11 protein-coding genes and 4 tRNA genes are annotated in these 11,712 nt (G+C 64.6%); 13 read left to right on the forward strand and 2 right to left on the reverse strand.

Translation table 11 applies throughout. The annotated features are described in order from the left end of the window. Window positions 1–116: 116 nt before the first annotated feature. Window positions 117–1,607, reverse strand: coding sequence for an APC family permease (locus C2L80_RS11605; RefSeq protein WP_092198990.1), 1,491 nt, complete (start codon window positions 1,605–1,607; stop codon window positions 117–119). Window positions 1,608–2,470: 863 nt separating this feature from the next. Continuing rightward, window positions 2,471–3,757 (reverse strand): aspartate aminotransferase type Ic, encoded by a 1,287-nt coding sequence (locus C2L80_RS11610; protein WP_087198330.1) that lies wholly within the window; start codon window positions 3,755–3,757, stop codon window positions 2,471–2,473. 293 nt (window positions 3,758–4,050) lie between these two features. On the opposite strand from C2L80_RS11610, the gene C2L80_RS11615 reads away from it, so the two are divergent. The 13 genes from C2L80_RS11615 to rplA all read left to right on the forward strand — a co-directional run bounded on the left by C2L80_RS11615 (window position 4,051) and on the right by rplA (window position 10,942). Continuing rightward, complete coding sequence (locus C2L80_RS11615; protein WP_087198332.1) at window positions 4,051–5,196, forward strand: C40 family peptidase; 1,146 nt, start codon at window positions 4,051–4,053, stop codon at window positions 5,194–5,196. Between the two features lie 76 nt (window positions 5,197–5,272). Then, on the forward strand, window positions 5,273–5,785 hold the full coding sequence (locus tag C2L80_RS11620) for a YbhB/YbcL family Raf kinase inhibitor-like protein (RefSeq protein WP_087198334.1): 513 nt from the start codon (window positions 5,273–5,275) through the stop codon (window positions 5,783–5,785). A gap of 26 nt (window positions 5,786–5,811) precedes the next feature. Then, on the forward strand, window positions 5,812–6,339 hold the full coding sequence (locus C2L80_RS11625) for a DNA-deoxyinosine glycosylase (protein WP_087198336.1): 528 nt from the start codon (window positions 5,812–5,814) through the stop codon (window positions 6,337–6,339). A gap of 138 nt (window positions 6,340–6,477) precedes the next feature. Further along, window positions 6,478–6,562, forward strand: a tRNA-Tyr gene (locus C2L80_RS11630). Between the two features lie 5 nt (window positions 6,563–6,567). Then, window positions 6,568–6,643 (forward strand) — tRNA-Thr (locus C2L80_RS11635). Between the two features lie 14 nt (window positions 6,644–6,657). Further along, a tRNA-Met gene (locus C2L80_RS11640) sits at window positions 6,658–6,734 on the forward strand. An 87-nt stretch (window positions 6,735–6,821) separates the two neighbouring features. Next, window positions 6,822–8,024 (forward strand): elongation factor Tu, encoded by a 1,203-nt coding sequence (gene tuf / locus C2L80_RS11645; RefSeq protein WP_087198338.1) that lies wholly within the window; start codon window positions 6,822–6,824, stop codon window positions 8,022–8,024. Window positions 8,025–8,131: 107 nt separating this feature from the next. Continuing rightward, the gene (rpmG, locus tag C2L80_RS11650) at window positions 8,132–8,281 is read left to right on the forward strand and encodes a 50S ribosomal protein L33 (protein ID WP_087193895.1); all 150 of its coding nucleotides are present in this window, start codon (window positions 8,132–8,134) and stop codon (window positions 8,279–8,281) included. A gap of 24 nt (window positions 8,282–8,305) precedes the next feature. Beyond that, window positions 8,306–8,382, forward strand: a tRNA-Trp gene (locus tag C2L80_RS11655). Window positions 8,383–8,495: 113 nt separating this feature from the next. After that, window positions 8,496–8,948, forward strand: coding sequence for a preprotein translocase subunit SecE (gene secE, locus C2L80_RS11660; protein WP_092198993.1), 453 nt, complete (start codon window positions 8,496–8,498; stop codon window positions 8,946–8,948). An 11-nt stretch (window positions 8,949–8,959) separates the two neighbouring features. Continuing rightward, window positions 8,960–9,499, forward strand: a complete 540-nt coding sequence (gene nusG, locus C2L80_RS11665; protein WP_087198342.1) for a transcription termination/antitermination protein NusG — start codon at window positions 8,960–8,962, stop codon at window positions 9,497–9,499. A 120-nt stretch (window positions 9,500–9,619) separates the two neighbouring features. Further along, window positions 9,620–10,120: a 50S ribosomal protein L11 gene (rplK, locus tag C2L80_RS11670; protein WP_087198344.1), complete on the forward strand. Its 501-nt coding sequence runs from the start codon at window positions 9,620–9,622 to the stop codon at window positions 10,118–10,120. Between the two features lie 108 nt (window positions 10,121–10,228). Continuing rightward, on the forward strand, window positions 10,229–10,942 hold the full coding sequence (rplA, locus tag C2L80_RS11675; protein WP_087198346.1) for a 50S ribosomal protein L1: 714 nt from the start codon (window positions 10,229–10,231) through the stop codon (window positions 10,940–10,942). Window positions 10,943–11,712: the final 770 nt, after the last annotated feature.

An 11,712-nucleotide genomic window follows, 5' to 3' on the forward strand; every position in this document is an offset into this window, starting at 1 on the left:
CGCGTGCGGCGCGCCCTTCGGCAGTCGGGCGCGTGCTGCGCGGCACGGCTCCGCCGCGGGCGGCGTGCGGCAGACTACCCGCCCGACGTTTCTCTGCGCGCCTTGCCCCGACGCCCTCACAGCAGATGGGGGACGGCGTAGAGGGCCAGGGCCACAACGACGGCGGCGCCCGTCGCCGCGGCCCAGATGCGAAACTCGCGGTCCATCCGCGCGCGCTCGTCTGCAGCCGGCTCCTCGGTGGCCACCGCGGCGGGCTTCGGCGTGTCCGCGTCGCCGTGCATCCGGCGGCAGACGGCGAACACGGCCAAGCCCGCCGCGCACCATGCGATGCCTGTGACGATGGCCTCGGGTGCGAGCTGCGTCATCATGACCAAGTAGACAACCGCGCTCACAGGCGCGCCCACCATGAGGCCGCGCACCTTGAAGGGCCGCGCGAGGTCGGGCATGCGCCGGCGCAGCCCCACTGCCGACACGATGCCGACGACGTAGTAGAACAGGTCGGCGAACAGACTGAGGTTGGATATGTAGACGAGCGATCCCGTGGCCACGAGCACGACCGAGAGGAGGCCGAGCGCGACGATGGCCACGTAGGGGGTTTGGAAGCGCGGATGCAGCTTCGCGAACGCGCGCGGCAGGGCACCGTCGCGCGCCATCGTGAACAGGTAGCGCGGCGGCACGGCGATGGAGGCGTTCATGGTGGAGAAGTCCCCGCCGAACGCGATGCCCGCCGCCAGCAGCGCGAGCGGCAGCCCCAGGATGCCCGCCGACGTCATGGCCTCCGCGTAAGGCGCCGACGACGCGGCCAGCGCCGCAAGGCCCTCCGGGGGCACGATGCCCACGAGGAACCACTGGAACAGCGCGTTCACCGCGAAGATGATGAACGGCGAGAGAATAAGCGCCCGCGGGATGGTGAGGTGCGGGTAGCGTATCTCCTCTCCCATGGCGCAGCAGGTCTCGAACCCGGCGAAGCACCACCAGATCATGGCGACTGCCGCTATGAACCCGCCCGGCCCCATGCCCGCCAGGAAGTCGGGCGTCTGGACGAAGTTCGGCAGCGACACGTTGGGGATCATGGTGAGAAACCAGATGAGGGCGCATCCCCAGAAGAAGAACATGAACCCGTTCTGCAGACGGCCCGTGATCTGCACGCCGCGCACGTTCGTGATCGTGAACGCGACGAGCGCGGCGCAGGCAAGCGCGACGTCGTCCACGGGCAGTTCCACGCCGAAAGCCAGAAACACCGTCTTGAAGTAGTAGCTGAACGCGAGCGCCTCGCCGCTCGTCACCGCCACGAGCGAGATGACGAAGCTCCATCCCGCCAAAAAGCCGAACGGACGGCCCAGGCCCAGCGACGCGTACCGATACGTGCCGCCCGCATAGGGCAGAGCCGCGCCCATCTCCGCGTAGAGCAAGGCGGGGTAGACGCTGACGAGCATCGCGATGAACGTGGCGAAGACGACGCTCGCGCCCATCTGGCCCACGATGGCGCCGCCCGTGGTGAACAGCCCCACGCCGATGACCGTGCCCGCCGTGATGGTGATGGCTTCGCGCAGTCCGAACGCGCGCTTGAGCGCAAGGCGCCCCTCCGGCCCCTTCTCTGGCGACATGGCGCCCCTTTCGTCCGTGCGCGCCCCGCGCGCTGCCGTTCGTTTCGACGCCTCCGTCCGACGTCGGCGATACTTTAGCACAGTACAGTGCTAAAGCGATAGAAGAACGCGGGATCGGGGAGGACCTTGCAAAGAAAGGGGCGGCCTTTTGGAAGGCGGGGGTGAAGAACCATCCGGGGCGGGTCGGCCAGCAACCCTGCAGGGCCCGTTCCGTCTCAATCCGTTTCGGAGATCGAGGAAAAAGAAAAGATCCGACAGGGCCGGGTTTGACCGCAATGGACGAGATATGAAGAAATTGTACGCTAAAGCTAACTCTACTTGTCCCGACGATGGAGTTAGCTTATGATAACTTCTATCAGAAGCGAGGTTCGCAGATGGCGATTCGGATCAGTCGATAGTCGATCCGCAGGTTCATCGGCAGTGAACAGATGTTTCACGTGAAACATCCGGTGTGCGGGCCGGGCGGCGCGAGGGCACATCCTGTGCGGGGAGGGAATTGCGGCAGAGTTCGCGAAAGGAACCGCGAAGGAACCTGCAAAGGATCTGCCCCAAGGTTCGCGACCCATCGCTTCTGGAACGTTTGCCTACCCGGCGGCGGAAGCTCTCCTCTCGTCTGGCTGTCCGTCGCATCGCAAGCGGAGGGAACTCCCCCTTCCCTCCGCTTCTTTTTTGCCTCGAATCCATCCGTTCCGCTTGATGCTCGCGGTGTGTCGTCGCGGGTCGCCCGGAGCGCGACGGCGTGGCGCCGCGATGGGGAGGCGGGGGCGGGGGTGAGCCACGTTTCCCGGATCGCCCTCCCGCCTCGCCTTGCTGCGAGGCGAAACGTCGTCCCTGCCTCGCAGCGCGGGCGCGCCTTCTCGTCCTCAGCCCAGCAGCTTCTCGGCGTACGCCAGCTTCACGCAGGTAACGAACACGTCGAGGGCTTCGTCAAGCTCCTCGAGCGGCGGCAGCGTCGGGGCGATGCGGATGTTCGCATCGCGCGGATCCTTCCCGTAGGGGTACGTCGCCCCTGCGCCCGTCATCTCCACGCCTGCCTCCTTCGCAAGCTCCACGATGCGCCGCGCGCATCCCTGCGGGGCGAAAAACGACACGAAGTAGCCTCCGCGCGGCTTCGACCACAAGCAGCCTCCCACGTCGGACAGCCCTTCTTCGAGCTTGCGGCTCACCAGGTCGAACTTCGGCCGCAGGATGGCGGCGTGCTTGCGCATGTGCGCGGCCAGCCCCTCGGCGTCGCGCAAGAAGCGCACGTGCCTCAGCTGGTTGAGCTTGTCGTGGCCGACGGTCTGGACGGCCATGCGCCGCTTGGCCTCGGCGACGTTGGCGGGGCTTGCGGCCAGCGCGGAGATGCCCGCGCCGGGGAAGGTCACCTTCGAGGTGGAGGCGAACTTGAAGGGGCGGTCCTCGGTGCCGGCCTCGCGGCACGCGGAGGCGATGTCGAGCAGCCGATCCTGCTCGGCCTCATCGTCGAACAGGTGGTGCGCGCAGTACGCGTTGTCCCAGAAGATGCGGAAGTCCTCGGCGGCGCACTCCATGGCGGCCAGACGGCGCACCACCTCGTCGGAGTACGTGACGCCGTCGGGGTTCGAGTACTTCGGCACGCACCAGATGCCCTTCACGGACGCGTCGGAGGCGGCGATGCGCTCCACCTCGTCCATGTCGGGGCCCTCGTCGGTCATCGGCACGGGAATCATCTCGATGCCGAGCTCTTCGGTCATGGCGAAATGGCGGTCGTAGCCGGGGGAGGGGCAGATCCACTTCACGGCGTCCAGCTTGCCCCACGGCATCGAGCCCAGCGTGCCGAACGTCCAGCAGCGCATCAGGGCGTCGTGCATGGCGTTGAGGCTCGAGTTGCCCATCACGATCACGTTGTCGGGCTCGTCATCGAGCATTGCGGCCATGAGCTTTTTGGCCTCGGGAAGGCCGAACCCCACGCCGTAGTTGCGGCAGTCGGTGCCGTCGGCAGACGTGCAGTCCTCTGCCGAGGTCACGGCCTTGAGCAGGGGCATGCTGAGGTCGAGCTGCGCCTGCGCGGGCTTGCCGCGCGCCATGTTGAGCGCAAGGCCGCGCGCCTTGATCTCTTCGTAGGCCCGCTCCAGCTCCTTCTTGAGCGCCGCCAGTTCCCCAGGTCCCATCTCCGCGTACGTGGGCATCGTGCTTCCTTCCTTTTCCGACCGTGCGTGCCTGCTTTAGTATAAAGTTAACGAACGCGCTCGTCGACGGCGTTTTTCCGTCGCGGTTTCACTGTTTTCGCCGTGCTGTTCGAGGGGTTTCGCTTCGGGAACATCCGTTTCCCTCAGGTGCGGAGGGTCATGAAATCGCCAAATTTGAACTGGGGTTATGGAACGCGTTCACAACAGTTTTTGAGCCTCTGTGCAAACGTGCTATCATGCGGATCAGATTTTGCCCCCCTACGCACCACGTGCTCAATCGAGGAGGACCTTGCATGAGCGAGCATATCATCGCACTCGACAGACGGGCGTTTCTCGGCGGCGCCGTCGCACTCGGCGTCGCTTCCCTGGTGGCTCCCACCTCTGCGTTCGCGGAGACGGCTGCCGAAAAGCAGGCAGAGGCCGACGCGGTGCGCAACCAACTCGTCGGGCTGCAGGCCGACCTCGAGGCTGCCACCGACAACTACTACAAAGCGGTCGACGAGCGGGACGCCGCGAAGGCGGCCATGGAGGCCGAGCAGGTCAAGATCGACGAGACGAACGAGCAGATCGCCGACCTGCAGGACAAGCTGTCCGTTCGCGCCCGCGACATGTACCGCTCCGGCTCCTCCACGTTCCTCGACTTCGTCCTGGGCGCCACGTCGTTCGCCGAGTTCACGCAGAACTGGGGTCTGCTCAACCGGATGAACGAGAACGACGCGGACATGGTCGACGAGACGAAGGCGCTGCGCGAGGAGCTTCAGGCGTCCAAGGACGAGTACGCGCGCCAAGAGCAGATCGCCGCGGACAAGGCCGCGGAGGCCAAGGCCATCCAGGAGCAGGCCCAGGCCAAGGTGAGCGAGGCGACCGAGCTCATGAACTCCCTCGACGCCGAGGCCAAGGAGCTCCTCGAGCAGGAGCAGGCCGCCGCCGCTGCGGCTGCCGCCGCCGAGAAGGCCGCTGCTGCCGAGGCTGCGCGTCAAGCCGAACAGGCTGCGAACAACAACGGCAACAACAACGGCGGTGGCAACGGGCCGGTTTCCCCCAGCCCGAGCCCTGGCCCGGTCTATCCAAGCAACAGCGGCGGCTCCGTCGGCGATTACAGCGCGGTCGTGGGCTACGCCATGAGTCGCATCGGCTGCCCGTACGTATGGGGTGCTGAAGGCCCCGACTCCTTCGACTGCTCCGGCCTCGTCACGTGGGCATATCGCCAGGTGGGCAAGTACGTGCCGCACCAGAGCGAGGCGCAGTACGCCGCCGCGGCCCGCGTGGTGTCGGTGTCCGAGGCTCGTCCGGGCGACGTGCTGTGGCGTTACGGCCACGTGGGCATCGCGTGCAACAGCGGCGGCTCGCATTACGTGCATGCCCCTACGCAAGGCGCGTACGTGCGCGACACCGACCCGCTGTCGTGGTCGCAGTTCACCAACGCGCTGCAGTTCTAGGTTCCATCCGCATGAAAAGGGAGGGCTTCGGCCCTCCCCTCGTTTTCGGCGACGTCGAGGGGCAAGGAGGCGCCTTATGCGCATCAAGGTGGAGCTTGAGGACGGGATGCTGCCGGACCGCTTCGGCAAGCACGCTCCCGCCGAGTACCAGATCGACGGCCATGCCGTGCGCTCGTTTCCCATCGAGATCGAGGACGTGCCCGAAGGCGCGCGCACGCTCGCGCTCGCGTTCGTCGACTTCGACGCGGTGCCCGTGGGAGGATTCTGCTGGATACACTGGCTTGCATGCAACTTCCCGGCCGACGCGCGGCTCATCCCCGAGAACGCGAGCGCGTCGGGGGAGGTGCCCTGCGTGCAGGGGTCGAACAGCGACTGGTCGCCCTTGGCGGGCTCGCACACCGATCCGCGCATCGTGCGCCGCTACGCCGGTCCGTGCCCGCCTGATGCGACCCACGACTACACCCTCGCCGTGTATGCGCTCGACTGCGAGCTTGACCTTGCCGAGGGCTACTTCCTCAACGAGTTCCGTCGCGCCATCCGCGGCCACGTGCTGGCCAAGGCGACACTCGAGCTGCCGAGCCGCGCGTAGCGGGGACGGAAGGGGAGGACGAGGCCATGGAGCCGGAGGTGGTCAGCCACCGGATCGCGCCCGTGTTCGACGCGCGCTCGCGCGTGCTCGTGCTGGGAACCATGCCCTCCCCGGCCTCGCGCGCCCGCGGGTTCTACTACGGGCATCCTCAGAACCGTTTCTGGAAGGTGCTCGGGGCGCTCTTCGACGAGCCCGAACCGCTCGGCACGGACACTCGCAAGGCGTTTCTGCTCGCGCACGGCATCGCGCTGTGGGACGTGCTCGCGTCTTGCGAGATCGTCGGCGCGTCGGATGCGAGCATCTCCCGCGCCGTGCCGAACGATCTTCGCCTTATCGCCGACGCGGCGCGCATCGAGGCCGTGTTCACCACAGGTGCGAAGGCGGCCTCCCTCTATCGCCGCCTGTGTGCGGGCATGCTGCCCGACGCGGCGCACGTGTCGCTGCCCTCCACCAGTCCGGCGAACGCCCGCATGCGCCTCGCCGACCTCGTGGCGGCCTACCGCCCGCTCAAGGAGGCCATCATGGGGCCGTCAGGTCGAGAAAAGGAGAAGTGATGAAGACACGCCCGGGGGCGTGTAGGCGGTTGACAGCCGTAAGCGCCTAGCGTATTATTCTCCTGCTCGCGCGTTCGGAACCTGCGAAGCGCGCGGGAGGCAGCTTGATAAATACACATGAATTGAGCAGCGAAACAGGGGCGTGTGCCCGAGTGGTTAAAGGGGACGGGCTGTAAACCCGTTGGCTCTGCCTACCTAGGTTCGAATCCTAGCGCGCCCACCATCCTTGCCTGTGTAGCTCAGTCGGTAGAGCACTTCCTTGGTAAGGAAGAGGTCGTCGGTTCAAGTCCGATCGCAGGCTCCATTTTTTTGCTATCTGGCGGTGTAGCTCAGTTGGTCAGAGCACACGGTTCATACCCGTGGCGTCACTGGTTCAAATCCAGTCACCGCTACCATTGCACCTATTCGCGTCCGCTTTGTCGGACGCGTCGTTATTTTGTTTTCGTTTCGCGAGAAGCGATCCTATCAGAGGAGGATGAAACATGGCTAAGGAGAAGTTCGAGCGTTCCAAGCCGCATGTTAACATCGGCACCATCGGCCACGTTGACCACGGCAAGACCACGCTGACGGCGGCCATCTCCAAGACGCTGTCCAGCAACGACGGCTCTCACGGCACCGCTCACGCCGACTTCACGGCGTTCGAGGACATCGACAAGGCTCCCGAGGAGCGCGAGCGCGGCATCACGATCTCCATCGCCCACATCGAGTACGAGACGGATTCCCGCCACTACGCTCACGTGGACTGCCCCGGTCACGCCGACTACGTGAAGAACATGATCACGGGTGCTGCTCAGATGGACGGCGCCATCCTCGTTATCGCCGCCACCGACGGCCCGATGGCCCAGACCCGCGAGCACATCCTGCTCGCCCGTCAGGTGGGCGTGCCCTACATCGTCGTCTTCCTCAACAAGTGCGACATGGTTGACGACGAGGAGCTCCTCGAGCTCGTCGAGATGGAGGTTCGCGAGCTGCTCGACAGCTACGAGTTCCCCGGCGACGACACCCCGATCATCCGCGGCTCGGCGCTCAAGGCCCTCGAGGGCGACGCCGAGTGGCAGGGCAAGATCTGGGAGCTCATGGACGCGGTCGACTCCTACATCCCGACGCCGGAGCGCGACGTGGACAAGCCGTTCCTCATGGCCGTTGAGGACACGATGACCATCACCGGCCGCGGCACCGTTGCCACCGGCCGTGTGGAGCGCGGCACGCTCCATGTGAACGATCCGCTCGAGATCGTCGGTATCCGTGAGACGCAGAACACGGTGTGCACCGGTATCGAGATGTTCCGCAAGCTGCTCGACGAGGCTCAGGCCGGCGACAACATCGGCTGCCTGCTCCGCGGCATCAAGCGCGAGGAGATCGTGCGCGGCCAGGTTCTCTGCAAGCCCGGTAGCGTGACCCCGCACACCGAGTTCGAGGGCCAGGTCTACATCCTCACGAAGGAGGAGGGCGGTCGCCACACGCCGTTCTTCGACGGCTACCGTCCGCAGTTCTACTTCCGCACCACGGACGTGACGGGCGTTGCCCATCTCCCCGAGGGCACCGAGATGGTCATGCCGGGCGACAACGTGGAGATCAAGGGCGAGCTCATTCACCCGATCGCCATGGAAGAGGGTCTGCGCTTCGCTATCCGCGAGGGTGGCCGCACCGTTGGCTCCGGTCGCGTGACGAAGATCATCAAGTAACACGCGTTGCAGCATCGTGCGGGGCCCGCAGCACTGCGGGCCCCGCTCATGAAGATTCATGTGTATGCCATCAAAGCTTGTTTTCGATAAAGCTTAAAGGAGAATTCATGCGTACGTTGGTCACCTTGGCGTGTACGGAGTGCAAGCGCCGTAATTACACGACCAAGAAGAACAAGCAGAACAATCCTGACCGTATCGAGCTGAAGAAGTACTGCAAGTGGTGCCAGCGCCACACGGTGCACAAAGAGACTCGATAGAGCGTCGGAGGTTTGAACGAGCATAGGCCAGTAGCTCCAATTGGTAGAGCGGCGGTCTCCAAAACCGCATGTTGGGGGTTCGAGTCCCTCCTGGCCTGCCAGCTCGACAGCATGAGCAGCTTGCATTCAGGTTGCTTGGATGAGCAGCTTGGAATCAGGCTGCTTGTTTGGCGTTTAGACGGATACGGAATCCCCGGTTAAGGAATCAAATCAGATGGCGAAGAAATCAAAGACACAGCGAGCGAAGGCCTCTGCTGCGCGCGCCGCCCGCAAAGAGCAGGCACGCCAAGAAGAAGCCGCCGCTGCCGAGGCGAAGAAGGCTGCCGAGGACAGCGCCGCTGCGACCGAGACGCCCAAGAGGAAGTTCTTCAAGAAAGCCGAGAAGACCGAAGCGTCCGCCAGCGACGACAAGCAGGCGAAAGCCCAGAAGAGCGTCGAGAAGAAGAGCGAGAAGGCCGCTGCGAAGAAGCCCAAGAAGCGTCGCTTCGGGTTCCTCAAAGATGTTCGCTCAGAGCTTAAGCGCGTCACGTGGCCGACGAAGCAGGACGTGCTTCGATGGAGCGTGGTCGTGGTGGCGGCGCTGCTGTTCTTCGGCGTGTACGTGGCGGTGCTCGACAACATCATCATCACGCCGCTTTTGGTCGCGATCTCCGGTTTGGCCGGGTAGGGGGCTTGAGCATGACGAAGAAGTGGTACGTCCTGCACACGTATTCGGGATACGAGAACAAGGTCAAGAAGAATCTTGAAACGCGTATCGAGACGATGGGCCTTGAGAACAACGTCTTCGGCATCGAGATCCCGACAGAGATGGTCACCGAGATCAAAGAAGGCGGCCGTCGCGTCGAGAGCGAGAAGAAGGTGTTCCCGGGCTATGTGCTCGTGCGCATGGAGCTTGACGATCGCAGCTGGGCGGCTGTGCGCAACACTCCGGGCGTGACCGGGTTCGTGGGCGCCGACGGCAATCCCGCGCCGCTCACGCGCGAGGAGTACAACAAGATCATGGGCCGCACCGGCAAGGCGAAGGGCGACAAGAAGAGCGTCGTGTCCTCGAGCCTTGAGGTGGGCCAGTCGATCAAGGTGGTGTCCGGCCCGCTTGCCGAGTTCGACGGCGTGGTGTCGGAGGTGTCGCCCGATGCCGGCAAGGTGAAGGTGATGGTGTCCATCTTCGGTCGCGAGACCCCCGTCGAGCTGTCGTTCGACCAGGTGGCCAAGATCTGACAAGGTGAGAACAAACGGCTCGCGTGCCCGCTGTGGACCGGGGCTTCTCACGCGAAACCCGCCGTTTTTCGATAGATGCAGTAACGTGATCGAGTTCGATCAGCTGAAAGGACAGTTCACATGGCTGAGAAGAAAGTTACCGGCTTTGTAAAGCTTCAGATCCCGGCTGGTGCCGCGAATCCGGCTCCGCCGGTCGGCCCCGCGCTCGGTGCTCAGGGCGTCAACATCATGCAGTTCTGCCAGGCGTTCAACGCCCAGACGCAGGATCAGTCCGGCACCATCATCCCCGTCGAGATCACGGTGTACGAGGACAAGTCGTTCACCTTCGTGTGCAAGACCCCGCCCGCGGCCGTGCTCATCAAGGAGAAGCTGGGCCTCAAGGGCGGTTCGGGCATTCCGCAGCTCCAGTTCGTCGGCACGCTGACCGAGGATCAGCTGCGCGAGATCGCCGAGATCAAGATGCCCGACCTCAACGCCAACACCATCGAGGCCGCCATGGAGATCATCGCGGGCACGGCGCGCTCCATGGGCGTGCGCATCGAGGGCCGCGAGATGAAGAAGAAGTACGTGCCGTCCAAGAAGGTGGCGGCCATGCTCCAGGGCAAGACGCTCGAGGACTAGCGCCTATTGACCATGCGCGAGATCGGCTGCCGAGGCCAGCAGCCGTCTTACGATAGAGAAGTGGAAGAACGCCACGCGCGTTCGCTACGAACCACGAAAGGAATCATCATGACGAAGCTTCCCAAGAACTACCGTGCCGCTGCCGAGAAGGTGGGCGAGGGCGTTCGTGCGCCGCTCGAGGCGCTCGCGCTCGTGAAGGAGGTGGCGTTCGCCAAGTTCGACGAGACGGTGAGCGTCGACTTCCGTCTGGGCATCGACACCCGTCAGGCCGACCAGCAGCTGCGCGGCACCGTGAGCCTGCCGAACGGCTCGGGCAAGACCGTCCGCGTGGCCGTGTTCGCCGAGGGCGAGGCCGCTCGCGCCGCCGAGGAGGCCGGCGCCGACATCGTGGGCACCGACGAGCTGACCGCTCAGATCCAGGCGGGCGAGTTCAACTTCGATGCCGCCGTGGCCACGCCCGACCAGATGGGCAAGGTGGGTCGCCTCGGCAAGATCCTCGGTCCGCGCGGCCTTATGCCGAACCCGAAGCTGGGCACCGTCACCAACGATGTGGCGAAGGCCATCACGGAGCTCAAGGGCGGTCGTGTGGAGTACCGCGCCGACCGTTACGGCATCGCGCACGTCATCCTCGGCAAGGTGAGCTTCACCGCCGAGCAGCTGGCCGAGAACTACGGTGCCGTGTACGACGAGATTCTGCGTATGAAGCCGGCGGCCGCCAAGGGCAAGTACGTGAAGTCCGTGACCGTGTCCTCCACGATGGGCCCGGGCGTGAAGGTGGACTCCTCCGTGACCCGCAACTACACGGAAGCCGCCGCCGAGTAGCTTTCAGCTGAACGATGTGAAGAAGGGAGCCTCCGGGCTCCTTTCTTTTTGCCTCCATCCGGTTGTGTTGGCCGTCTATCCGCATTGTTTCGCTCGCATTGCGCATTCGACGGAGGCTTCGAGTCGGGATGAGGGGGGCTGACGGAAGCGCAGAAGGCGTTGCGGTGGCGAAAATTCACCGAAGTCGGCAGATTGCGAGTCCTGTAGACGGGTTTTTGGCGCTCTGCTTATCCGGGAGTTGTCGTCGAACAGGGGTTTCGCGCGCATCGTGGGGAAGGATATCCGCGATGTCTTCCGATTTCGGTGAATTTCTGCCATCGGAGGGGGCATGCGGTACGGGGTTCGTTGCGGCCATGAACGGTCTGCCATCCGTAGCAACGGATGGTTGCAAGCTGCTCGGGCTGCGCCGTTCTTGTCTGGGCGGCAGGGCCGTCCAGCACGATGCGTTCGGCGTCTCGCGCTGATCTGGCGTTGTCTTGTGGACTCCAGGGTCAAGGAGGAAAGACGGTTCCTCATGTCGACGGAGGTGCGAGGAGCGCTTCATTTTGATTGCGCACATGGAAGTTCGACCTCTTTTCTCTGGCGCGTGGAAACCGGGAAGGAGGGGGTAATGCGGGGTTTTTGGAAAGAGCGGAGCCGGTTCTTGGGGGGTGCGGACGTTTTTCCGGACGGCCTAGGCGGCCAGCCCCAGCCGCCTCCTGCGGCCGGCTATCGTATCGTACACCTTGCGCCCTCCCTCGTCGAACGCCTTCAGCCTCCCCTCCCGGTAC

Origin of the sequence: Rubneribacter badeniensis (genome assembly GCF_002899695.1) — a bacterium.
Taxonomy (GTDB): domain Bacteria; phylum Actinomycetota; class Coriobacteriia; order Coriobacteriales; family Eggerthellaceae; genus Rubneribacter; species Rubneribacter badeniensis.